Annotated in this window: 22 protein-coding genes; 17 read left to right on the forward strand and 5 right to left on the reverse strand. The window is 62.9% G+C overall.

Features of this window, described 5'->3' with window-relative positions; translation table 11 throughout:
* Positions 1 to 532 precede the first annotated feature (532 nt).
* The 7 genes from DEVEQU_RS12405 (at position 533) to ettA (ending at position 8,713) form a co-directional block, all read left to right on the forward strand.
* Positions 533 to 1,348 carry a hypothetical protein gene (locus DEVEQU_RS12405; RefSeq protein ID WP_126150908.1) on the forward strand — a complete coding sequence of 272 codons (816 nt, stop codon included), beginning with the start codon at positions 533 to 535 and terminating at the stop codon, positions 1,346 to 1,348.
* A gap of 136 nt (positions 1,349 to 1,484) precedes the next feature.
* Positions 1,485 to 2,519, forward strand: a complete 1,035-nt coding sequence (locus DEVEQU_RS12410) for an ABC transporter substrate-binding protein (protein ID WP_126150909.1) — start codon at positions 1,485 to 1,487, stop codon at positions 2,517 to 2,519.
* 123 nt (positions 2,520 to 2,642) lie between these two features.
* The gene (locus DEVEQU_RS12415) at positions 2,643 to 3,434 is read left to right on the forward strand and encodes an ABC transporter ATP-binding protein (protein ID WP_223214208.1); all 792 of its coding nucleotides are present in this window, start codon (positions 2,643 to 2,645) and stop codon (positions 3,432 to 3,434) included.
* On the forward strand, positions 3,431 to 4,246 hold the full coding sequence (locus DEVEQU_RS12420; protein ID WP_126150910.1) for an ABC transporter permease: 816 nt from the start codon (positions 3,431 to 3,433) through the stop codon (positions 4,244 to 4,246). The genes DEVEQU_RS12415 and DEVEQU_RS12420 overlap by 4 nt, the downstream gene beginning before the upstream one ends.
* 86 nt (positions 4,247 to 4,332) lie before the next feature.
* The gene (ppk2, locus tag DEVEQU_RS12425; RefSeq protein WP_223214209.1) at positions 4,333 to 5,265 is read left to right on the forward strand and encodes a polyphosphate kinase 2; all 933 of its coding nucleotides are present in this window, start codon (positions 4,333 to 4,335) and stop codon (positions 5,263 to 5,265) included.
* A 91-nt stretch (positions 5,266 to 5,356) separates the two neighbouring features.
* The gene (locus tag DEVEQU_RS12430; RefSeq protein WP_126150912.1) at positions 5,357 to 6,946 is read left to right on the forward strand and encodes a GGDEF domain-containing protein; all 1,590 of its coding nucleotides are present in this window, start codon (positions 5,357 to 5,359) and stop codon (positions 6,944 to 6,946) included.
* A 111-nt stretch (positions 6,947 to 7,057) separates the two neighbouring features.
* Positions 7,058 to 8,713: an energy-dependent translational throttle protein EttA gene (gene ettA / locus DEVEQU_RS12435; RefSeq protein ID WP_126150913.1), complete on the forward strand. Its 1,656-nt coding sequence runs from the start codon at positions 7,058 to 7,060 to the stop codon at positions 8,711 to 8,713.
* Positions 8,714 to 8,971: 258 nt separating this feature from the next.
* On the opposite strand, the gene DEVEQU_RS12440 is transcribed toward ettA, so the two are convergent.
* On the reverse strand, positions 8,972 to 10,015 hold the full coding sequence (locus DEVEQU_RS12440) for a hypothetical protein (RefSeq protein ID WP_164550381.1): 1,044 nt from the start codon (positions 10,013 to 10,015) through the stop codon (positions 8,972 to 8,974).
* A 228-nt stretch (positions 10,016 to 10,243) separates the two neighbouring features.
* On the opposite strand from DEVEQU_RS12440, the gene DEVEQU_RS12445 reads away from it, so the two are divergent.
* The 8 genes from DEVEQU_RS12445 to DEVEQU_RS12480 all read left to right on the forward strand — a co-directional run bounded on the left by DEVEQU_RS12445 (position 10,244) and on the right by DEVEQU_RS12480 (position 15,986).
* Positions 10,244 to 11,140 (forward strand): OmpA family protein, encoded by an 897-nt coding sequence (locus DEVEQU_RS12445; RefSeq protein ID WP_164550382.1) that lies wholly within the window; start codon positions 10,244 to 10,246, stop codon positions 11,138 to 11,140.
* The gene (locus DEVEQU_RS12450; RefSeq protein WP_126150916.1) at positions 11,137 to 11,820 is read left to right on the forward strand and encodes a hypothetical protein; all 684 of its coding nucleotides are present in this window, start codon (positions 11,137 to 11,139) and stop codon (positions 11,818 to 11,820) included. The genes DEVEQU_RS12445 and DEVEQU_RS12450 overlap by 4 nt, the downstream gene beginning before the upstream one ends.
* Positions 11,807 to 12,223 (forward strand): DUF3617 domain-containing protein, encoded by a 417-nt coding sequence (locus tag DEVEQU_RS12455; protein WP_164550383.1) that lies wholly within the window; start codon positions 11,807 to 11,809, stop codon positions 12,221 to 12,223. Before DEVEQU_RS12450 ends, DEVEQU_RS12455 begins: the two co-directional genes overlap by 14 nt.
* 321 nt (positions 12,224 to 12,544) lie before the next feature.
* Positions 12,545 to 13,987: a sensor histidine kinase gene (locus DEVEQU_RS12460; protein ID WP_126150918.1), complete on the forward strand. Its 1,443-nt coding sequence runs from the start codon at positions 12,545 to 12,547 to the stop codon at positions 13,985 to 13,987.
* Positions 13,980 to 14,363 carry a response regulator gene (locus DEVEQU_RS12465; protein WP_126150919.1) on the forward strand — a complete coding sequence of 128 codons (384 nt, stop codon included), beginning with the start codon at positions 13,980 to 13,982 and terminating at the stop codon, positions 14,361 to 14,363. Before DEVEQU_RS12460 ends, DEVEQU_RS12465 begins: the two co-directional genes overlap by 8 nt.
* Positions 14,364 to 14,470: 107 nt before the next feature.
* Positions 14,471 to 14,809 (forward strand): hypothetical protein, encoded by a 339-nt coding sequence (locus tag DEVEQU_RS12470; RefSeq protein ID WP_126150920.1) that lies wholly within the window; start codon positions 14,471 to 14,473, stop codon positions 14,807 to 14,809.
* Entirely contained in the window at positions 14,806 to 15,135 is a 330-nt protein-coding gene (locus tag DEVEQU_RS12475; RefSeq protein ID WP_126150921.1) for a hypothetical protein, read from the forward strand. The genes DEVEQU_RS12470 and DEVEQU_RS12475 overlap by 4 nt, the downstream gene beginning before the upstream one ends.
* On the forward strand, positions 15,129 to 15,986 hold the full coding sequence (locus tag DEVEQU_RS12480) for an alpha/beta fold hydrolase (RefSeq protein ID WP_126150922.1): 858 nt from the start codon (positions 15,129 to 15,131) through the stop codon (positions 15,984 to 15,986). The genes DEVEQU_RS12475 and DEVEQU_RS12480 overlap by 7 nt, the downstream gene beginning before the upstream one ends.
* A gap of 568 nt (positions 15,987 to 16,554) precedes the next feature.
* Here DEVEQU_RS12480 and DEVEQU_RS12485 read toward each other — a convergent pair.
* From DEVEQU_RS12485 to katG, 3 genes are all read right to left on the reverse strand, one after another.
* On the reverse strand, positions 16,555 to 17,349 hold the full coding sequence (locus DEVEQU_RS12485) for a hypothetical protein (RefSeq protein ID WP_126150923.1): 795 nt from the start codon (positions 17,347 to 17,349) through the stop codon (positions 16,555 to 16,557).
* 78 nt (positions 17,350 to 17,427) lie between these two features.
* The gene (locus DEVEQU_RS12490) at positions 17,428 to 18,558 is read right to left on the reverse strand and encodes a DUF2336 domain-containing protein (protein WP_126150924.1); all 1,131 of its coding nucleotides are present in this window, start codon (positions 18,556 to 18,558) and stop codon (positions 17,428 to 17,430) included.
* A 225-nt stretch (positions 18,559 to 18,783) separates the two neighbouring features.
* Positions 18,784 to 20,958, reverse strand: coding sequence for a catalase/peroxidase HPI (gene katG / locus DEVEQU_RS12495; RefSeq protein WP_126150925.1), 2,175 nt, complete (start codon positions 20,956 to 20,958; stop codon positions 18,784 to 18,786).
* Between the two features lie 93 nt (positions 20,959 to 21,051).
* On the opposite strand from katG, the gene DEVEQU_RS12500 reads away from it, so the two are divergent.
* A complete protein-coding gene (locus tag DEVEQU_RS12500; RefSeq protein ID WP_126150926.1) occupies positions 21,052 to 21,981 on the forward strand; it encodes a hydrogen peroxide-inducible genes activator in 930 nt (309 codons plus the stop codon).
* Here DEVEQU_RS12500 and rarD read toward each other — a convergent pair.
* Positions 21,895 to 22,860 carry an EamA family transporter RarD gene (gene rarD, locus DEVEQU_RS12505; protein ID WP_126150927.1) on the reverse strand — a complete coding sequence of 322 codons (966 nt, stop codon included), beginning with the start codon at positions 22,858 to 22,860 and terminating at the stop codon, positions 21,895 to 21,897. The genes DEVEQU_RS12500 and rarD overlap by 87 nt on opposite strands.
* Before the next feature lie 187 nt (positions 22,861 to 23,047).
* On the opposite strand from rarD, the gene DEVEQU_RS12510 reads away from it, so the two are divergent.
* Positions 23,048 to 23,494: a host attachment protein gene (locus DEVEQU_RS12510; protein WP_126150928.1), complete on the forward strand. Its 447-nt coding sequence runs from the start codon at positions 23,048 to 23,050 to the stop codon at positions 23,492 to 23,494.
* The last annotated feature ends 129 nt before the right edge of the window (positions 23,495 to 23,623 follow it).

The raw sequence follows: 23,623 nt of genomic DNA on the forward strand, positions 1-23,623 counted from the left end.
CCCCACCCCGGCCCTCCCCCTCAAGGGGGGAGGGAGCGATAGAGCTGCATCATCCAGAACGTGAAAAGCTCCAGGGCGAGGTTTTTGTAGCGACCCATCACATTACGGGCCGGCGGGGTTGCCCAGGCCGTTCCGCCCCAATCCCGATCACAATTTTCTCAGCCGCAACTGCCTGCGGAACCCATCGCAATTTGTCTCGTTGAATGGGCACGTCGACTGCTGAAGCAGCGACACCGGAATTGGGGGAAAGCCAACAGAGCCTCCCCCTTCGAAGGGTGGATGGACGTAAAGGTTGACGCTCCTTTACGGCCGCCCCGCTGGGCGCGAAACCTCGGTTTCGCGCCCTTCTTTTTGTGCTGCGCAAATGCGGCCCAACTCTCCTCCGAGTCCATCATCGTTAGCGCCGTGTGAACGGCAATCGACTGAGTATGTTTACTGTCTGTTTATTGCGCTGTTTTCTGTGATGAAACGGAATCAGTACTGTTTCGTATTTTTCCTATGCGACCATTCCGGCGCAGAAGGAGAAGGAACGATGAAACGTACACACGCTACATTTATGTCCCTCGTCTTGCTTTCGGGGGTATCTCTGCCAGCCTATGCAGATAGTCTGCTCGGCATTATCGGCAGCGGGGATAGCAACTCACTCATCACAGTGGGATCGGGCGATGCGTCTGATTCCGGCCTCGTGAATATTGGTCTGGGTGGCCAGAACCAGGTGCTCGATGTCCAGGTGGGCAGCGGCAACCAGCCTCTCGCCAATGCCACCGTTGGAAGTGGTGGGGATAATGGCCTCGTCAATGCCAATGTCGGCCTGCTCGACCGCAATGTGACTGTCGATGCCCAGGTGGGCGGCGACAGTCTCGCCAATGTCGACGTCAATATCGGCGGTGGCGGCAACAATGGCGGTGGCGGCAATAATGGCGGAAATAACGGTGGCGGCGGAAATAACGGCGGCAACGGTGGGAATGGCGGCAACGGTGGCAATGGCGGTAACGGCGGCAACAATGGTGGCGGCAACGGCGTCGCTATCAGCGGTTCAGGTGGCGTCAGCGGCAGCAATTGCGTGGCGACGCCTGCCTCCCAGATTGAACGCCTGATCCAGTCCACCCGCATCGACGGCTCGTGGCAGCGCGCCAGCAATGTCGCCATCCGTCGCGTCGATATCTGCCCGGAAGTGCAGACCTGGCTGGCTGCGGCGCTCTCCAATAGCGGGCTCGGTCAATCGCTGCGCTCCGCGATTGCTGCCGACCCGCTGGTCAATGCCTCGATCACCCGCTCCAGCTATAACGCCAATCGGGTGTTCGCGGTGGAGCAGAAGGGCAATCAGTTGACCGTTTTCGTCTACTGATCCAGCCCAATTGAGCACCAACATGCTCATCAAATAGGCATTTAAAAATATTGGCGCCGATGTAAGCAGTTTCTGCTTGCATCGGCGTTTTTGCTGGGCTTGATTTCCCTCAAGACAAGAATGGGGACGTCAAGACATGCTTTCACGCCGATCCTTCTCCACCGCCCTGGCACTGGCCGCGGGTCTCAGCATTTCCGGCTTCTCGGTACTACCGGCCATGGCGCAGACCGACATCAAGTTCACGCTGGACTGGCGTTTCGAAGGTCCGGCCGCCGGCTTCCTCCTGGCGCAGGACAATGGCTATTTCGCCGAGGAAGGGCTCAACGTCACCATTGATACCGGCAATGGCTCGGTCGAGGCCATCCCGCGCGTCGCGACCGGCGCCTATCAGATGGGCTTTGGCGACATCAACTCGTTGATCAAGTTCCTCGACGAAGATACGGCCCAGCCGGTCACGGCCGTGATGATGGTCTATGACAAGCCGGTCTTTTCCATCATCGGACGCAAGTCGCTGGGGATCACCGACGATCCGAAGTCGCTCGAGGGCAAGAAGCTCGGCGCGCCGCCGCCCGATGGGGCCTTTGCCCAGTGGCCTGCCTTCATCGAAGCGGCCGGGCTAGACGCCTCCACCATCACCATCGAATCCATCGGCTTTCCGGTGCGCGAGCCGATGCTGGCCTCGGGCGATGTCGATGGCGTTTTCGGCTTTGCCTTCTCGGTCATTCTCAATCTCAAGGCCAATGGCGTGCCGGATGAGGACATTTCCACCATCCTCTTCGCCGATCACGGCCTCAATCTCTATGGCAATGCGGTGCTGGTGAACCAGACCTTCGCCGCCGAAAATCCCGAGGCGGTGAAGGGCTTCCTTCGTGCCCTGGCCAAGGGCTTTGCCGATGCCGTGGCCGATCCGGCCGCCGGTGCCGCTGCCGTTCTGGCCCGCAATGAAACGCTCAATCTCGAAACCGAAACCGAGCGTCTGACCATGGCAAATGAGATGAATATCAAGACCCCCTATGTCGTCGAAAACGGCTTTGGCGGTATCGACGAGGCGCGCCTGGCCGCCTCCATCGAGACGCTGAAGATTTCCATGGGCCTTAAGGGCAATGTCACCGCCGCCGAGGTTTTCGACGCCCAGTATCTGCCGCCCGCCGCAGAGCGCATGCTGCCCTGAGGCTACTGGCAGTCTCCCGGGCGTGAGGGCGCCCGGGCTATCCGCCCCAGAACGTTCTTTCGAGGGAACGAGGATGTTCTGGGGCGGGTCCTTTTCCGCCCACCCGCCTGCCAAGGAGCCGCCATGACCTCACTCCTGGTCTCCATCGAAAATGTCGACATGCGCTATGGCGGGCCAGATGGCACGCTGGCGGTGAGCGGGCTTAACCTCAGGATCAATCGCGGCGAGTTCGTCGCCGTTGTCGGGCCCTCCGGCTGTGGCAAGTCCACGCTGATGAAGCTGACCACCGGGCTCCATATCCCGCAATCCGGCGTCGTCATCGTCGCCAATAGCCAGGTGACCAAGCCGGTCTCGATCGTCGGCATGGCCTTCCAGAACCCCACCATGCTGCCCTGGCGCACGACGCTCGAAAACATCCTCCTGCCGCTCGAAATCGTAGAGAAGCATCGCCATCGGCTGCGCGCCCACAAGGCGGAATACATCGCCAAGGCCGAAAAGCTGCTCGAAACTGTCGGGCTGAAGGGCTTTGGCGACAAATTTCCCTGGCAGCTCTCGGGCGGCATGCAGCAGCGCGCCAATCTCTGCCGCGCCCTCATTCACGAGCCGGAACTGCTTATGCTCGACGAGCCCTTCGGCGCGCTCGATGCCTTCACCCGCGAAGAACTGTGGTGCGTCATCCGCGATCTGCATGCCGCTCAAGGCGTCACCATTGTCCTCGTCACCCATGACCTGCGCGAAAGTGTGTTCCTCGCCGACAAGGTGGTGGTTATGTCCGCCCGCCCGGGGCGGGTGATTTCCGAGCATGTCGTGCCCTTCGTCCGGCCGCGCCAGCTCGATCTGCTCTACGAGCCGGATTTCAACGACATGGTGCAGAAGCTGCACGGGGAAATCGCCACTGCGAGGGCCGCCGCATGACCACATTCGAGACCGTAACGCCCGTCGCCACCCCGCCCAAGCCCATGTTCAGGATCAATTGGGTGCGTCTGGCCCCCTTCCTCTACACCATAGGCCTCTTCGTCATCTGGGAGCTGGCGGTGCGCATTTCCGGCCTGCCGCACACCATCCTGCCGGCGCCGTCGCGGGTGTTCGAGGCAATCGTCCAGTACTGGTCGCCGATCTGGAAGAATTCGGTGCAGACGCTCTACACCACCGTGCTGGGCTTTCTCATCGCCGTGGTGGCGGGGCTGGGCATAGGCCTGTTCATCGGCTGGTCGAAAACCATCTATGCCGGGCTCTATCCGATCATGATCGGCTTCAACGCCATTCCCAAGGTGGCGCTGGTGCCCATCCTCGTCATCTGGTTCGGCATCGGCACCGTGCCCGCCGTGCTCACCGCGTTCCTCATTTCCTTCTTTCCCATCGTGGTCAATGTCGCCACGGGCCTTGCCACCATCGAGCCGGAAACCGAGGACGTGCTGCGCGCGCTGGGCGCCAAGAAAATGGACATCATGCTCAAGGTGGGCATTCCCCGCTCCATGCCCTATTTCTTCGGCTCGCTGAAAGTCGCCATCACCCTGGCCTTTGTCGGTTCGGTGGTCAGCGAAACCGTGGCTTCCAATTCGGGCCTCGGTAATATGATGGCCTCGGCGCAATCCAACTTTAACGTGCCGCTGGTCTTTGCGGGCCTGCTCATGCTCGCCGTCGAGGGCATCGCCATGTATGCGCTGATGGCGTGGGTGGAAAAGCGCATGACCGGCTGGGCGCATCGCTCGACCATGGCAAACTGAGGGGCCGCCGTCCGCCGCTACACGAACTGTCACAAAACCGCAATCGGGGTATGGCCAATGGTGGCCATACCCCGGAGTGCCTTATCGTGACCGAACCTGCATTCAACCGCCTCGACCAGCTCACCATCGAACTCGACCGCATTCGCGACGAGATCGCCGACAGTTTCGACGAAGAGCTCGAGCTGCAATTCGAGGATGACCAGCTCGAGGCGCTGGCGGAGGACAGCGAGCGGGAAGGGCGCAAGTCGCTCGATCGCAGGATCTACTTCCGCGAGCTGTTCCGCCTGCAGCATGAATTGGTGCGCCTGCAGGATTGGATCGTGCACAACAAGCTCAAGGTTGCGGTGATTTTCGAGGGCCGCGACTCCGCCGGCAAGGGCGGCGCGATCAAGCGCATCACCCAGCGTCTCAATCCGCGCGTCTGCCGCGTCGTCGCGCTGCCGGCGCCGTCCGATCGCGAGAAGACTCAGTGGTATTTCCAGCGTTACGTGTCGCACCTGCCGGCTGCCGGCGAAATGGTGCTGTTCGATCGCTCCTGGTACAATCGGGCCGGGGTCGAGCGGGTCATGGGCTTTTGCACCCCCGACGAGCTGGAGGAATTCTTCCGCACCGTGCCCGAATTCGAAAAGATGCTGCTGCGCTCCGGCATCATCCTCATCAAGTTCTGGTTCTCGATCACCAATGAGGAGCAGGAATTCCGCTTCCGCATGCGCATCCAGGATCCGCTCAAACAGTGGAAGCTGTCGCCCATGGACATGGAATCCCGCCGCCACTGGGAAGACTATACCAAGGCCAAGGAAGACATGCTCGGCCGCACCCACACCGCCGACTCCCCCTGGTGGGTGGTCGAGGCCGACGACAAGAAGCGGGCCCGGCTCAACTGTATCGCCCATCTGCTCTCGGCCATCCCCTATGGCGAGGTGCCCAAGCAGCAGATCGTCCTGCCCGAGCGTATCCGTCACCCCGATTATCACCGCGGCCCGGTGCCCGACGAGATGTATGTCAAAGACGTCTACTGACCGGCGGGCGCGTGGCGTCCGCATGTGTTGATCATTTCTCTTTCGCCTTTGTTTACGCGCCTCGGTCATGCTTCCCGCAGAGGAGCAGGGTGTGACCGAGGCCAATCTGACAGAGCTGCGGGCGGGGCTGCTGGCATGTCGCCAGATGAGCCGCACCGGGCGTTCGACCGAAGGCCTGATCGAGGCCCAGCGGCTGCTCGTGGTTGCCCGCAAGCTCGGCGATCCCGGCCTCACGGCTGCGTGCCTCACCAATATCGGCTGGTTCTGCCTGCAACTGGGCTATGCCGATGAGGGCCTGGCCTCGGCCAGCGAAGCCAAGGCGCTCTATTTCGAAACCGACAATCACGACGGCCAGGCCTTCGCCACCGCTGTCTATTCCTGGCTGCTGGTCGAGTTGGGCCTCAGCGATCTCGGTTTCACCGAAGCCGATGCCGCCGTCCAGATGGCGCGCCACACGGCGCTGCCGGCGCTTCTGAGCTTTGTCCTCGGCTGCAAGGGCATGGCACTGATGATGTGCCGGCAGGATCAGCTTGCCTATCCGCTGCTCGAGGAGGCGCTGGCCCTCGCCGAAAAGGGCAATGATCCCTCCACCACGGCGATGACGCTGGTCAATATGGGTTTTTCCGTCGTCTCGCAGGCCGAATTCGCCGAAGCGGCGGGCCATGTCGAGGACGGGCTGCGCCTGCGGCGCAAGGCGATGATGTTCAACGACCGCGCCATCGACACGGCGCGCGCCTGCGGCGATTTGTGGAACCTGCGCATTGCACTGTGCAATGGCGCCGAGCTGGCTCAGGGTCTGGGCTATCGCGAGATGGCCCGCGCCTTTCTCGATGAGTGGGACAGCCTGCCCGGCACGGTCGGGCCGCGCAGCCGCATCCACTATCTCTACACGCGCGGCGAATTGCTGACCGCCTGGGGTCAGCTGGACGAAGCCCTTGCGGTCTGCAAGGAGGCGGTCCGGCTGGCCGCCAACGGCGCCAATCTGGACCACCGGGTCAATACCTTGCGCCGGCTGTCCGATGTCGAGGCGGCCTTGGGCAACCACCAGGGCGCGCTCGAGCATTACCGGGCCTTCCACGAGGCCTTTGTCTACCAGATGGGCGAAAGCACCCGCCGCCGCGCCCAGGTCACCGAAATGCAGCTCGAAAATGAGCGCCTGCGGCTGCGCGCCGATCGCCTCGAGGAGGAGGCCAGCAAGGACGCCCTAACTGGCATTTTCAATCGCCGTGCCTTCGAAAGCCATTTCGAGCGCATCCAGGGCGAGGTGTTCTCATTCGCCATTCTCGACATCGACCACTTCAAGTCGGTCAATGACCGCTTCTCGCACATGACCGGCGATGCGGTGCTGCAACGGCTCGCCGGCGTGCTCGGCGCCTGGGGCGAACCCGTGTCTGCCTATCGGCTGGGCGGCGAGGAATTCGCCCTCATCGTCGCCGGCAGGGGCCAGGTGGAGGCGATGCCGATCATGGAGGCCATCCGGGTGGCGCTGGAGCAAACCCTGTGGTCCGATCTGGCGCCCGGTCTCGCGATCACCGTCAGCATCGGCCTCGTGGACTCCGTGCAGTTCGCCGGCCGCTCGGTGATTTCCGAGGCCGACCGGCGCCTCTATGCCGCCAAGACGCAGGGCCGCAATCGCGTCGTGGGCGGCTTCGATACCGAGCCGGTATCCCTGCGCGCCTGATCCGGTGCCTTTCCTGCGGCACGAGAAGCGCCGCCCCCGTTGCCCCGCTGTGCCGCATGGCCTACATAGGCGCCAACCCACGCAGAATCCCTTTGAAGAGGTCATGACGCCATGGCGCGCCAGTTCATCTACCACATGCACGGAATGAGTAAGGCCTATGCAGGCGGCAAGAAGGTGCTGGACAATATCCACCTCTCCTTCTACCCCGACGCCAAGATCGGCATTTTGGGCCCCAATGGCTCGGGCAAGTCGACCCTGCTCAAGATCATGGCCGGCATCGATACCGAGTTCACCGGCGAAGCCTGGGCGGCCGATGGCGCCAAGATCGGCTACCTCGCCCAGGAGCCGCAGCTCGACCCGGCGCTGAACGTGCTCGGCAATGTGATGATGGGCGTCAAGGAAAAGAAGGACGTCGTCGACCGCTACAACGAGTTGATGATGAACTATTCCGACGAGACCGCCGACGAGGCGACCAAACTCCAGGACATCATCGACGCCCAGAACCTGTGGGATCTCGAATCCCAGGTCGAAGTGGCCATGGAAGCCCTGGGCTGCCCGCCCGGCGATGCCGACGTCACCAATCTCTCGGGTGGTGAAAAGCGCCGCGTGGCGCTCTGCGCGCTGCTGCTGTCCAAGCCCGACCTGTTGCTGCTCGACGAACCGACCAACCATCTCGACGCCGAAACCACCGCCTGGCTCGAACGCCACCTGCGTGAATTCGAAGGCGCGGTGCTGATCATCACCCACGACCGCTACTTCCTCGACAATGTCACCGGCTGGATCCTCGAGCTCGATCGTGGCCGCGGCGTGCCCTATGAAGGCAATTACTCCGCCTATCTCGATGCCAAGGCCAAGCGCTTTGCCCAGGAAAAGAGCGAAGACGCCGCCCGCGCCAAGGTGCTCGAACGCGAAAAGGCCTGGATGGGCATGTCGCCACAGGCGCGCCAGTCCAAGTCGAAGGCGCGTATCAAGGCCTATGACGAGCTGGTCAAGATCAACGAGGCCCGCACCCAGTCGCACACGGCACAGATCATCATTCCGCCGGGCGAGCGCCTGGGACAGAACGTGATCACTGTCGAGGGCATCTCCAAATCCTTCGGCGATCGCCTGTTGATCGACAATCTCAGCTTCAAGCTGCCCCCGGGCGGCATTGTCGGCATTATCGGTCCGAACGGCGCCGGCAAGACCACCTTGTTCAAGATGCTGACCGGCCAAGAGCAGCCCGACGCGGGCAGTATCACCGTCGCCGAAAACGTGCATCTGGGCTATGTCGATCAGAGCCGTGACTCGCTCGATCCCAACAAGACCGTGTGGGACGAAATCTCCGGTGGCGACGATGTGCTGATGCTGGGCAAGCGCGAAATGAATTCTCGCGCCTATACCTCGACCTTCAATTTCAAGGGCGGTGACCAGCAGCAGAAGGTCGGCAATCTCTCCGGCGGCCAGCGCAACCGCGTGCATCTGGCCAAGATGCTGAAGAGCGGCGCCAACGTCCTGCTGCTCGACGAACCGACCAACGATCTCGACACCGAAACCCTCGCCGCTTTGGAAGAAGCGCTGGAGGAATTCGCCGGCTGCGCCGTGATCATCAGCCACGATCGCATGTTCCTCGACCGCCTGGCCACCCACATGCTCGCCTTCGAAGGCGACAGCCATGTCGAATGGTTCGAAGGCAATTTCCAGGACTACGAAGCCGACAAGGTCCGCCGCCTCGGCGCTGATGCGGTCAATCCCAAGCGCGCCACCTACAAGCCGCTGACGCGATAGGCTGCGTCGGGACTACGGTCCAGGACAAATACCAAGGCGGCGACTGCAAGGTCGCCGCTTTGGTGTGGATTGCGGCACTGCAAGTCTGGGTGGCCGCGCGTGACGACGCAGTCATTCGTCGTGGTTCATTCCAGCCAGAAGACGTTTTTCACCAGCGGCAAATGCAAGCGGCAGCCTCAGAACACAGCGGCCAATGCAAAACAACGGAACTGCAGGGCTTGTCGTGGCTTTGCGGTAGTCTGTACGTGCCCACTTGCGCTAAATCGCCCGACTGAGCGCCTCCCATCCATTCACGGCAAAGCGCTCGTAGACCACTGCGAGGTGCTTTTTAAGGGCTTCATTGCTCAGCCCAAGCGTGTTCAGGCTGTCCTGACGGGAGCCGCCAGCAGCTGCGACCAGCGCGATGCGTTGTTGCAACGGGGAAAGACCGGCCGCGATAACATGCTCCACCTTGCTGAGGCGCGCGGGAACGTGCAGCTCCAGTGACACCAGAACCGAAGAGCCGGCGCCGGGTTGAGCCGGCGCGCGCAGGGGTTCGGCGACCATCTGCAACCGGCCTGTGGGCACCACCATTGCGCGGTGAACAGGTCGATCCTCCGTTGCTGCCAGAGCACAGGCTTGTCGCACAAACAGGGGTGGCAGAGTGATTGGGCTATCGAGCCGCACGCCCTGACCCACCAGGTTCACGTTCCTCAGAATCGCCGTGGCGTCCCCGCCCATGAGCATGATGCGGGAGTCATCGCCGGACACGATAAGATAGCCCCTGCGGCCATCGCTGCGCCATTCGCCACTGTCGGGGGGACTGGCCACGGCGCGACGCAGGCTTGCCTCGGTCAGGGCCAGCACTTTTGCATCGCCACTGCGAAACGGCTGCCGTTCGCCCCTGAACAGCAGGACGATCAGGCGCGGCTTGCCGTCGAGCTCGACACGCAGATCGAGCGCGTGATGATGCCCGCTCGGCCGGACCAGCATGTTGAACGTGTTCGACTTGAAATAGGCCGCGTCGGCCGTCAGCAGTTTTCCCATGGCTGAGCCGGTGTAGCGGGCGAGGGCATGCACGTTGATTTCGTGCTCACCCACGAACAGGCGTTCGAACTCGTTGATGAACAGATCACGCGCGCTGTCAGGGGAGTCTTCGTGGTGGAATCCGGCCGGCATGCCGCGCTCATCCATCCAGAACAGCGACGCCGCTTCGGCACCCACCAGCTCGCGCAGCAGGCGACACACGACCGGCGCGATGGGTTCGAGCCCCATGCCGGCGCGACAGAACAGGTCCAGCTCATGCAGCTTTCGCTTGTTCACCGCTTCGCCAACTCCGACGGGGCAACGGATTCTCCCCGCGCGGGGAATGTTTACCGCTCACGCCCACGACTATGGTGCGGCGCTGGCCAGCGTGAATGGTCAAGCCAAGTTACGGCAGATCAACTAGGAATCAAAGCCATGTTCCACAACTGCTTTCCGGTTGCCAAAGCCGGATGTGCCGCACTGGTCGGCATCGCTTTTGCGGTCGCGTTTGCGGGCGCAATCGCAATGGCCCAGGACATTGAGGGCTCAAGCGACCACCCCTTGGTCGGGCGCTATGATGGAGCAGAAATCCGGGTCTATGCGAAATCCGATTTTGACCGCGTGAGCCTGGTCTCTGCACCCTTGCCCAAGAATTTTGCCACCACCGGCATACCCGACGAGGACACGGTGACTGTCGAGGGCAAGTCCTTCCAGATCGTCTATCGCGACCCCGGCGACCGCTCTTCGCTGGAGATCGATGCCAACTTCAAGCAGAGCCTGGCCAGCAAGGGCTTTGAAACCGTTTTCGAGTGTTTCAACGCCGAGTGCATTTCCGGATCGACGAGTTACTACGTCTTTGGCGGGCTGGTCGACGATGAGGCGCGCAACGCCCGCTACGGCACGGAAATCGCCTACCGGCTGGAAAAGCTCTCGGCGCCGACCGGGGATGTCTATGTGTCCATCCTGACCGGCCGGGGTGGCGACGCCTATAGCGCCATCCGGGTGGTGGAAACCAAACCTATGGAGACCGACCGCATCGTGTTCATCGATGCAGGCGCCATGAAGACCGGGCTCGATCAGACCGGGCATGTGGCGCTCTACGGCATCTATTTCGACACCGACAAGAGCACCCTCAAACCGGAATCCGCGCCCACCCTGTCCGAAATCGCCAAGCTGTTGAGCGCCAATCCGGAACTCGATCTGATCGTCACCGGCCATACCGACAATCAGGGCGCCTTCGATTACAATGTCGGTCTATCCGAACGGCGGGCCCAGGCGGTCACGGCCGCACTGGTGACGGGGCAGGGCGTCGCCGCCAGCCGGCTGACGCCGTTCGGTGCCGACATGTCGGCTCCGGTCGCCGACAACGACAATGAGGCCGGCCGCGCCTTGAACCGCCGCGTCGAGCTGGTGAAACGATGATCCGGCAGGGTTCGATCGCCGTTGTGGCGACAATGCTCATCGTCAATGTTCCCGCGCTGGGCGCAGATGGGATCATGGTCCGCGGACCAATCCCCACCGCCGAGCAAGCCAATGACGCCTTCAGCCGCAATCCTGAATACCAGGCGGATATTGGCAATATCAAAGCGGTGCTCGCTTGCGTGCCTGCCGCATGGGAAGACACCACAACCATGCCGCAGGAGCGCGACTGGTGGTGTCTGGCAGAAACCCAGCTGGCCAACAATGACCGCAAACTGGCCGAATTCGCCCTGATGTTCGATCCCGGGATCAAGCGCTTCGAGACGCTCGAAGGCGAATATATGGGCATGTGCCCCCTGGCCAGGGACGTACAGAGCACGCTGTTGCCAATGGTCACGATGAGCGGCGTTACCGGGCTCGAAAAGGGTCAGTTATCGCCAGGCAACTTTGCCATCGACATGAGTTTTGACCAGCAGCTGCCGAGCGCGTTGCTGGAAGGGCCGCCATACCTGTTTTACTGCGACTATATCGGCAGGCGCGGCAAGGCCAACTACCTGCTCAAAACGTTCGTGACTTATGACGCAGGCGGCTACCACTTTACCCCACACAGCTTTGAGCAGCTGTTCAATGATGACGGCCAACTGGTCGACCAAAACGGCAAGGTCCTTGATGATCAATCGTAAAATCCTGGTACTCACCCTGACCGCTTGCGTGTCTTCGGCGCAGGCGGAAAACCGCCTCGAACCTGGTCTCTGGCGCGCCCAAACCAGCATGAACGGTCAAGCGCTGAGTGAGCCGGCGGAGACCTGCATTTCGGAAGAGGGCGCCAAGACGTCCAACGGTACCGACGATGAGGTCAAGCAAGCCATCGTGGATGAGACCACGCGCAATGGTTGTGCGGCCAGTGAGATCACCATCGATGGCGCCCGCATCATCTTCACCACGTCCTGCCAAGGGATCAGCTCGGTGACCGACATCACGTATGAGGGAACCCACTATTCGGGCACGCTTACCACCAAGCTTCCGACCGGCAGCACCACGCTCGATGTCGCTGGTGACTGGGTGGGTGCCTGCAACGCCGAGTGAGGCCGTGGCTGTCGTAACAATGGAGTGTCGCTCGGGCCGGTGATTGGCGTCGTCGACCTCTCGGCGGCGAATTTAGCGCGCGGGGAGGGTGTCGACGACGCGGTGACACCCACGACGCCGGGTGACGCCACAGACCTGGCCGGCTTAGCAGCGGCTTGGTGGCAAAACCGCGCATCGGCAAAAACATGTGGGTGCTCGCCCGCCAATTGCCGTAAGCTCCTCAAATCGCGATTTTTTCGATGCCACGGAACCGCCGCGCGCCTTGTGCGTTTATGGGTCGGATGGGGCTCGTAAATCCGTCGTTTTCAGGGGCATCAATTCATGGCTGAGGTTGACTACGAGCGCATCTTCGAAGCGCTTCCCAGCCCCTTCATGATCGTCGATACCAAGCTTGCCTATGTCGCCGTCAACGCTGCGTATACCGAAGCCGTCGGTCGGCATCGCGAAGCGCTGGTCGGGCGCAATCTTTTCGACCTTTTTCCCAATGATGACGAGAGCGGCATCCGCTTGAAGCAGTCGCTCGAGCGGGTGATCGCCACCGGCGAGCGCGATACGCTGGCTTATCTGCCCTATCCGATCGCCAGCGACCAGGGCGTGGTGGAAAACCGCTACTGGACCGCCGTGCATGTGCCGATCACCGGCCCTGACGGCAAGGTCGCCTATGTCATGCAGAACACGGTCGATGTGACCGATTTCGCCCGCATCCGCGAGGCGGAATCGCTGCCCTTCACCTCGCTCCATGCCGAAACGCGCCTGCTCGAGCGCACCCGCGAGGCCGAGGAGGCGGTGGTCGGTTTCCGTCGCCTGTTCCAGCAGGCGCCGGCATTTTTCGCGGTGTTGACCGGCCCCGATCACGTGTTCACCTTTGCCTCCGATTCCTATGCCCGTCTCGTCGGCGGCCGCAATGTCGTGGGTATGAGCGTGGCCTCGGCCCTGCCCGAAGTAGTGGGGCAGGGCTTTGTAGACCTGTTGGACCGGGTCTACAGAGAAGGCTATATCCATAATCAGGAGGGGGCGCGCGTCATGCTGGTGCGCGAGGCCGGCGGCATTCCGGAGGAGACCTTCCTCGATTTTGCCTATCACCCGATCCGCGATGCCGAGGGCGGTATCACCGGCGTTTTCGTGCAGGGCATGGACCGGACCGAGGCGGTGCGGGCGGCCCGCCAGCAGCGCCTCCTGATCGACGAGCTCAACCACCGCGTCAAAAATACCCTCGCTGCCGTACAATCCATTGCCAGCCAGACCCTGCGTGCCACCGCCGATCCGCAGCAGGCGCGTCGGGCCTTCGAGGCGCGCATCATGGCCTTGTCCAAGGCCCATAGCCTGCTCAGCGAACGCCAGTGGCACGATACCGAGATCGGCACCCTGATCGGCCAGCAGCTCAGCGCCTTCGGCGATGGGCGCGTCGAGCAGAGCGGGCCGACGCTGATGCTCAATTCCAAGGCCACCATTGCCCTGGCACTGCTGGTGCATGAACTGGGCGTCAATGCCGCCCGGCATGGTTCGCTGTCTGTGCCGAAGGGGCGCATTTACGTCGATTGGTCACAGGCCGAAGATGGCAGGCTGGTGCTGCATTGGCGTGAGCGCGGCGGACCGCCGACAGGGCAGCCGGATCGCACCGGCTTCGGCACGCGGCTGCTCAACAGTGTCGTGGCCGGCGAATTGGGCGGTGAGCTCAATGCACGCTATGAGCCGGATGGCTTTGCCGCCGATTTCGAGATTCCCCCACAGGCCTATAGCGCAGCGGAGTTCGAGCATGTCTAGCCACCAGGGGCTGCGGGTCTTTATCGTCGAGGACGAGACGCTGGTCCTGTTCAACCTCGAGGATATTCTGGGCGAGCTCGGCTGCGTCGTCGTCGGGCAGGCCATGCGCCTCGAACAGGCCGAAAAGCTCGCCGCCACGGTGGAGCGGCCCGATTGCGCCATTCTCGACGTCAATCTCGGCGGCAAGCGGGTGTTTCCTGTGGCCGAGATCCTGGTGCGGCGCGGCGTGCCCGTCATTTTCGCCACCGGTTATGGCGCCGCCGGTCTGCCGGAGGAATGGCGTGGCCGTCCTGTGGTATTAAAGCCCTATACGCGCGACGACCTGGTGCGGGCCATCGACGCGCTGCCGGCGCACCACAACGCCTCCCTTTACTAATCCTCCATCTCCTCCGCGAAAACCCGTTGGGTTTGCTGGACTTTCTGCAATATGCTGTGCATAGCAGCGGGCAGGGGTCCGACGGGTTTCGCGTTCTGGGGGAATGCATGAGAATTTATCTGACGGGGGCAGCATTGGCTTTCGGCCTTGCCCTCGCCGGTGTGGCCAATGCCGCGCCGGGGCAGTGTTCGATGACCGGCTTCGACAGTTTTGATTGCGACGTGGTGGTCGATGGCGGCGGTATCACTTTCGATCTGCCCGATGGCTCCACCTTCGTCTTTGCCCATGTCGCCGATGGCGCGGGTCTGGGCTACCGTATCGCGCCCGAGGCGCGGCCGGGCCAATTGCCCGAAGAACTGGGGGCCTTTGCGCCCATCGAGGCCGAGCCGGGCTGCTGGCTGGGCGACAAGGACAATCTCAAATTCTGTGCGGCGGTGCTTCAATGACCAAATTCGTCTTCCTCGCGGCCAGTCTCGGCCTTGCCCTCCTCGCCAGCCCGGCGCTGGCCAAGGACGCAAAGTGCTACACTTCCGATGATGGGGAATATGCCTGCCGCTTCGAGATGCTCGACAAGGATGGCAGCTTCAAGATCACCGCGCGCGGCAAGCCGAGCTTTGAATTGACCATCGACACTCCCGGCAAGGCCTTTGTCAGCGCCCAGTTCGAGCCGGGCGGCCGCTATGTGTCGCTGCCGGGCACCTATATTCGCTCCAAGGCCGACCGCGCCTGCTGGGTCAGCGACGCCACCGAAGCCGAGCTCTGCGCGTGGTAGGCCAGAATTTCACCGTCAAGGTCGGCGGGGCCGGCCTCGCCGGCATCCAGATGGGGGAGGGGCTGCCGATCGTCTTCCTCCATGCCGGTGTCTGCGACAAGCGCATGTGGACCGATCAGATGCAGGTCGTCGCCGACGATGGCTGGCATGCCATTGCCTATGACAGGCGCGGCTATGGCGAGACCGAAAGCCCGGATGAGCCGTTCAGCCATCTCGACGATCTCGAGGCGATGCTCGATGCCTTCGGCATTCATGCGGCGCTGTTTGTCGGCTGCTCCATGGGCGGTGGCCTCGCCGTCGATTTCGCCCTGCGCCATCCCGGCCGGGTGTTGGGCCTGGTGCTCATCGGCACGTCCATCACCGGCGCACCCTGGACCGCCACCGCCGAGGAAACGGCCATCGAAATGGCCGAGGAGGACGCCTGGGAACGCGGTGATCTCGACCTGGTCAATCGCGTGCAGGCGCATGAATGGCTCGACGGTCCGCGCACCCAAAGCGGTCGCGTCGGTGGCGATGCCCGCGCGCTCTTCTTCGACATGAACGCCAAGGCGCTGGCCAAGCCGAACCTTACCCAGGAAGAGGGGCGCCCCGCCGCCTGGACGCGCATCGAACAGGTTTCCGCGCCCGCGCTGCTCATCGTCGGCGACGAGGATTTCACCGCCCTGGTCGAGCGGCACGAGACGCTGTCGGAAAGCATGCCCAACGCCTTTGCCGTGGTACTGGAGGGCGTCGCCCACATCCCCAGCATCGAGCGCCCTGATCTCGTGAACTCCCTGCTGCTGCAATTCCTCGACGCGCTCGTCGGTGACGACGATGAGGACGAGGAAGACGACGAGGATTCAGAGGGTTAGGCCATTTCGGTCGATCGCTGAATCGGGGCCTGGCGACCAGCTGATAGATTGAATCAGGTGCTTGCGGCAGTGATTCAACCGGATCGGTTCTTGATTCAGGATTGTCCGCTAAGGCACTGAAAGTGAATTGCTTTTCGCGAGCGGCGTCGGCCCTCGGATCATGTCCGAGGGCGGTGCTCTGGACGGGGGATGCCTGGGGGCTGTGACGGAAGGCGCTGAGGCTTCGGCTCCTGCTCTCCCTCCCCCTTCTACAGGAGGAGGTTAGGTGGGGGTGCTGCAGGTTCAGCAGACTCCAATCAGCGAACGAATTCCTGGCTGTTTCAGCACCCCCACCCTCGTTCCCTGCCCTCAAGGGGGAGGAGGCGCAAGAGCCCTGACACTGGTTATCAATGCGCCCAACTAAACACCCACCCACACACAGATCGTCACCCTCGGGCCTGACCCGAGGGCTCTTCACTTGGCGATCGCGTGGATGAGAAAAGTGCCCTCGGGTCTTCGCCCGAGGGTGACGAGCGGTGGGTGGTCGAGGTCGGTGAGCGATGGACCAATAGAACCCAGCTCCTCGCCCCTATGCCAAATCCACGCCAAACCGTTGGCACAACGTGTCGAGGGCGCTGCCGGCTTCCGGCCTGGGCATGTCAGCGCGACCGCGCTGGGTGATCTGGCTGCGCCAGACATGGATGGCGCGGGTGTCGGGAGCAAGGAAGGTGTCGATGCTGCTGCCCGCCTTGAGCAGGCTGGGCACGGCTTCATAGGGCACCGGGTAAAACACCGTGCTGGGCAGGATCGGGCTGATGCCCAGCACGCGGCAATAATGGGTCAGCGCGAAGGGGCCGGTGGCGCCATATTGCATGTCTTCGGGTTTCACCCGCTGGCCGGCCAGCCGGCGCAATGCGACTTCGAGGCGGCGAAAGGGCGGCAGATGCGGTTCGAACAGCGGCCGCTTGTCCTGGGTGAAGATCGACAGCATAGCCGCGAGCAGAGGGCTATCCGGGGGGATGCGCAGCACCGCGCCATTGATCGAGCCGGGCCGCTCATAGCTGACGATGAGCGGCGGCAAATCGGTCAGCGGCTTGAGGCAAATGACGTCGAGATCGGCCCAGATGCCGCGCTGTTCGGCCATGAGACTGGCGCGGAAATAGTCGGAGAATACGCCGGGCGTGCCGCGACCCTTGTAGAAGACCAGCTTGTCGCGCGGCAGCACTTCGGCGGCGTCGCGCTGCACCACGCCCTCGGGCAGGCCGGCGACGCCCTCATAGCTATAGACCTCGACGCGGTGGCCGGCGGCGAGAAAGCTGGCCGCTGAAAGGCGCTCAAGCCAGGAGGCGGGACCATGCCAGAAGGTCGCAATAACGGGTAGCACCAGACACCCCACGGGAAACGATGTGGGCGTTCAATGCCATCGCTATGCCGGGAGCACAAGGTGCCCCCGCCCGTCGCATCAGGCGCTGACCGCTTCGCGTTCGCTGCGCGCGGTCTTCTTGCGGAAGGAATGGGCGCGCCACAGTTCGAAAATGTTTACCGCCTCTTCCACGTCGAGGGCCTTGAAGCGCGACTGCACCATCTGCTTGTCGCTCTCGGTTGGCAGGTCGCGCCAGGGCAGGGTCGCGACGATGGCGTCGAACAGGTCAGGCCCGATGCGGCTGGCGCGCAACGCGACGGTGATGGCGACATAGTCCTGGCTGGCGAGCCACTTGACCACGATTTCGGGGGCCACGCGCAGCATCACCGCAATGGTGGCAGCGGCATGGTGGCCATAGCCGAAACGGGCGAAACGGGTCAGCGCGCGTTCGTTGAGCTGGCGGCGGTCCTCGAGGCCCTTGACCTGATTATAGGCGACTTTCCATTCCTGCGCGTTGAAGCCGGCGCGGTTGCGCATGCGGTTATAGATGACCGCATTGAGCTTGCCGGCGGTGACCGGATCGACCGCCGGGGCGGTTGTGCCGAGCGATTGCAGCACCTTGTCGGCCACCGCGTCGATCTCGTCGCGCAGCGATTTCCAGTCGATATCGGAGCGACCGCGCAGGTCGGCGGCGATCTCGCTGTCGCTCTTGGCGCGCTTGACCAGCTGGGTCAGAGTGGCGCGATCGAACTCGGCTTTGGGATTGCGCACCAGCTGCACCACCGAGGGCGTCTCGCCATGGCTGACAATGGCCTCGCCGACGCGTTCATGCACCACAGCGCGCTTGGCGATGGCGATGCGATGATCTTCGGTATGGCGGGCGACGATGTCGATGAGATCGTCGTCGGAAAGCACGGCGGAAAATTCGAGCAGCGGGCGGGCCACTTCGATCACGTCGCTGGCGAGGCGCAACACCACAGTGCCCGGAGCGCGATCGAGCGGGGCAAGGATTTTGGCCACATGCGCCCGCGCCTCGACCTCGACCAGCGCGGCGAGCTGGCACAGCGCCTCGTCATACTGGGCGACCTGGTCGTCGTCGCAATGGGCGGACACGAAGCTGAAGAGTTGCGCCATATTGCGGAACAGCTGTTCGCGCTCGGCGGCACTGCCATCGCCATTGAGTACGCGGAAACTGGCAAACGCCCGGTGGCCTTCAACAAATTCGGTCATAGGCAGGTTTCTCTTAAGGTGGGTGCCAACGGAACGCCACTGTGAAGGCTCACCTGCTTGAAGCCTCTGAAAACGACGGGGATGATTTGATTAAAATGCGATGGGACGGTGGGACACGGCTGCTTCCGCACTCACCGGTGAAAAGCTCTAGAAGGCCAACAGCGCATAAAAAAACCCGGGAGAGTTCTCCCGGGGCAACGCTTTGGAGGCGTTGAGGCCAAGCGCTTAGCGCAGGTCGAACCGATCCGCGTTCATGACCTTGACCCAGGCGGCGACGAAGTCCTGGGTGAACTTGCCACCAGAATCCGACTGGCCATAGACCTCGGCCAGGGCGCGCAGCTGCGAGTGCGAGCCGAAGATCAGGTCGACGCGGGTGCCGGTCCACTTGATTTCACCACTCCTGCGGTCACGACCCTCATAGACGCCCTCTTCGCCGGCCTTGGGCGACCAGACCGTGTCCATGCTGAGCAGGTTGCGGAAGAAGTCGTTGCTGAGCATTTCCGGACGGTCGGTGAAGACGCCGTGGTCGTTGACGCCGACCTTGAGCACACGCAGGCCACCGAGCAGCGCGGTCATTTCCGGACCCGTCAGGCGCAGGAGCTGGGCGCGGTCGATCAGCGCTTCTTCCTGCTGCATGAAGGCACGGTTGCTGTAATAGTTGCGGAAGCCATCGGCACGCGGTTCGAGCGCGGCGAAGGACTGCGCATCGGTCATCTCGGCCGAAGCGTCCATGCGGCCCGGCGTGAACGGCACGGTGACGCCTTTGCCGGCCGCCTTTTCGATGCCGACGCCGCCGGCCAGCACGATGAGATCGGCCAGCGAGACCTTCTTGCCGGAGTTCTGGAAATCGGCCTGGATCGCTTCGAGCACGCCCAGAACCTTGGACAGCCGGGCCGGGTTATTGACCTCCCAATCCTTCTGCGGGGCGAGGCGGATGCGCGCGCCATTGGCGCCGCCGCGCTTGTCCGAACCACGGAAGGTTGCGGCGGAGGCCCAGGCGGTCGAGACCAGCTCGGAAACCGTTAGGCCCGAGGCGAGGATTTTCTGCTTGAGCGTGGCGATATCGGCGTCGTTGACCAGTTCATGGTCGACGGCGGGGATGACATCCTGCCAGATCAGGTCCTCGGCCGGCACTTCGGGGCCGAGATAGCGGACCTTGGGGCCCATGTCGCGATGGGTCAGCTTGAACCAGGCGCGGGCGAAGGCGTCGGCGAACTGTTCCGGGTTTTCCAGGAACCGGCGCGAGATCGGGCCATAGATCGGATCGAAGCGCAGACTGAGATCGGTGGTCAGCATGGTCGGACGATGCTTGCGCAGGGGATCGAAGGCATCGGGAATGACCTGGTCATCGGTCTTGGCGACCCACTGCTTGGCGCCGGCGGGGCTGGTGGTCAGTTCCCACTCATAGTTGAACAGGTTCTCGAAGAAGAAATTGCTCCAGCGCGCCGGGGTCTGCGTCCAGGTGACTTCGAGGCCCGAGGTGATGGAATGGGTGCCGCGGCCGCTCTCATAGGAGCTCTTCCAGCCCAGGCCCTGATCTTCGAGATCGGCGCCTTCCGGCTCGGCGGCGATGAGTGAGGGATCGCCGGCGCCATGGGTCTTGCCGAAGGTGTGCCCGCCAGCGATCAGCGCCACGGTTTCCTCGTCATTCATGGCCATGCGGCTGAAGGTTTCGCGAATGTCGCGCGCTGCGGCGACCGGGTCGGGATTGCCGTTCGGGCCCTCGGGATTGACATAGATGAGGCCCATCTGCACGGCGCCGAGCGGCTCGGAGAGCTGGCGTTCGCCCGAATAGCGCTCATCGCCCAGCCAGGTGCCTTCGGGACCCCAGAACAGTTCCTCCGGCTCCCACACATCGGCGCGGCCACCGGCGAACCCGAAGGTCTTGAAGCCCATGGATTCGAGCGCGACATTGCCGGTGAGGATCAGGAGATCCGCCCAGGAAATGGCATTGCCGTATTTCTGCTTGATCGGCCAGAGCAGGCGCCGCGCCTTGTCGAGATTGGCATTGTCGGGCCAGGAATTGAGCGGCGCGAACCGCTGCTGCCCCTGTCCGGCGCCGCCACGACCATCGGTGATGCGATAGGTGCCAGCGCTGTGCCAGGCCATGCGGATGAAGAGGCCTCCATAGTGACCGAAATCGGCCGGCCACCAGTCCTGGCTGTCGGTCATCAGTGCATGCAGGTCAGCCTTGACCGCATCAAGGTCGAGCCCCTTGAAGGCCTCTGCATAGTCGAAATCCGGCCCCATCGGATCGGAGAGCGACGAATTGCGGTGCAGCATCGACAGGTCGAGCTGCTTGGGCCACCAGTCGCGATTGCTGCGGACCGAGCGGCCGCCATGGTCAACCGGGCACTTGCCGGCGCCAGCTTGCTCGGCGGAATTCGGACGATCGTTCATGAGGGGCTCCTTTGCTGCTTGCAGGGGTTATAGGCAGGTGACAAGCATTAGGCCAATCGATAATTCTTCCTATATCGATAGGACAAACTTATCATGACAATCTCGCTCAAACAGATGCGCTACGCCTTGGCCGTGGCCAAGGCTGGCCATTTCGGCCGCGCCGCCGACGCCTGCGCCGTGTCGCAGCCGGCTTTGTCGCAGCAGATTCTGGCACTGGAGCAAATCTGTGGCGCCGCCTTGTTCGATCGCCACAAGAATGGCGTGCGCACCACCCCGTTCGGCCGCGAATTCCTGGCGTTGGCGCAGGAGGCGATCAAGAGCGCCGAGGCGGTGGATGCCTTCGCCCAGGCGCAACAAGGCCTGCCACGGCGCGCAGTGCGCTTCGGGCTGATCCCGACGGTCGCGCCCTATCTCCTGCCCGAAATCTTCCCGGCCCTGACCCGCGGCCTGCCGGAATTGCGCTTCACGGTCAGCGAAAGCCGCACCGAGGCGCTGCTCGCCGGGCTCGAGGATGGCGGCCTCGACATCGCGCTGATCGCCACCGAACCGCCCCATCATGGACCCCGTCTTTGCGTCGCGCCGCTGTTCGACGATCCCTTCGTGCTGGCAACGCCACGCAGCGAAGCGACAACAGGCCCGGTATCGCTGGGCGAACTGGCGCCCGAGCGCATCCTCTTGCTCGATGAAGGCCATTGCTTCCGCGACCAGACCATTGCCGCCTGCCAGTTGGATGGCGAACGCAGCGCCCGCACCTTTGCGGCCACCTCGCTTTCGACCATTGTCGAATTCGTCGCCAATGGTCAGGGGGTCACGCTGTTGCCGCGCATCGCTTTGCGCAAGGAAGCCAGCGATCCGCGCATTGCTGTGCATATGCTGGACGAAAATGCCCCGGGCCGGCGCTTGCGACTGGTGTGGCGCGAGGCGACGCCCTTTGCCTCAACCTTCAACCAGATCGCCGACGTGATCCGCGGCACGCGCCCGGCTGCGCTGACGGAAACTGTCATAGGTGAACACCGCCAGTGATAGCCAGATCAGGGCGAAGCTGACCAGGCGAACCGTGTTGAGCTGCTCGCCGAACATGAAGATGGCGAGCAGGAACTGGATGGACGGCGCCAGATATTGCAGCATGCCGATGGTGGTGAGGCGCAGCCGGCGCACCCCATAGGCAAAGAGCAGCAGTGGCACGGCGGTCGCCGGTCCGGTGAGCATCAACAGTGCCATCATGCCCGGATCGGCATGCACGCCCGGCCCCCTGGTGGCAAAGGTAAAGACCACGAAAGCCAGGGCGAAAGGCGCCACCACCAGGGTTTCGACGAAAAGTCCGGTGGCCGGACCGGTCTTGGCGGTCTTGCGAATAAAGCCATAGAAGCCGAAGGAGACTGCCAGGCCCAGCGCGATATAGGGCACGCCGCCCAGGCCAACTGCTTGCAGCAGAATGGCGACGACAGCAATGGCGATGGCAATGGTCTGCAGCCGGTTCTGCCGCTCGCCCAGCAACACCATGCCGATGGCGATATTGACCAGCGGATTGATGAAATAGCCGAAGCTGGCCTGCAGCACCTCACCCACCTCCACTGCCCAGACATAGAGCAGCCAATTGCCGGCCAGCAGTGCCGCCGAAATGGCGATCACGCCCATGCGGCGCGGATCGCGCAGAATGCCGATAATTTCCGGATAGAGCCTGGAAAACAGGGCCACCACCGCCATGAGCAGCAGCGACCACAATGTGCGCTCGGCCACGATCAACACGGCGCCGGCTGGCTCCAGCAGGCGGAAGAGAATGGGCAGGAAACCCCAGAGCAGATAGGCGCAAAGCGCGGCGACGACACCATTGCGGCTCTCGACGCTTTCGGCCGAAGGCGCCGATGGCGTGTGGCCGGGGCTCTGTGCGGAACGGGTCATGATGGGCTCCACGCCGCGATGGGCGTGTGTCGGCTCTAGCAGTGTCGTGGTGCTGCGACAAATCAGACTTTGTGATCTCGATCACTTGTATTGCTGATGGGTGGGGCCAACCTTTTGGTGTGCAAGGCGTTTGACTTACGAACCGCCGCGGCGGTTCCGGCCAAATGCACAACAGCAGGAGCAGCAGATGAAAAAGACCGTAACCTGGATCTTGATCGCCGATGGCACGCAGGCCCGCGTGCTCGAACATAACGGCCCCGGCAAGGGACTGACGGTAATCAATGACCTCGACTGGTCCATCCCGCCGATGCAATCGCAGGATATCGACACAGACCGGCCCGGCCGCGGCTTCTCGTCAGGCAGCCACCGCAGCGCCATGGAACCCAAGACCGATCCGGCCCAGCACCGCGAAGCCGAATTCGTACGCTCGGTCGCCGAAGTGCTCGATCGCAAGGCGCAGGACGGTGCCTATGACCGCCTGGTCATCGCCGCCGCCCCCATCGCCCTGGGCAATCTGCGCAAGGTGATGTCCCCCCATGTCAAAAGGACCGTGGTCGCCGAGCTCGACAAGGACCTCACCAACCTGCCCACCGCCCAGCTCGACAAGCATTTCGACGGCATTATCTCGGTGTAGGCGCGCCGGTATTCACACCGGCCCGTCCGGACCACCGGGCAGTGCCCAACTCTCCCCCACCCACAGATCGTCACCCTCGGGCGAAGACCCGAGGGCCCTACACTTTACCACGCGTTCCCCAATCGCAGC

Origin of the sequence: Devosia equisanguinis, from assembly GCF_900631955.1 — a bacterium.
In the GTDB taxonomy this organism is placed as follows: Bacteria; Pseudomonadota; Alphaproteobacteria; order Rhizobiales; family Devosiaceae; genus Devosia; species Devosia equisanguinis.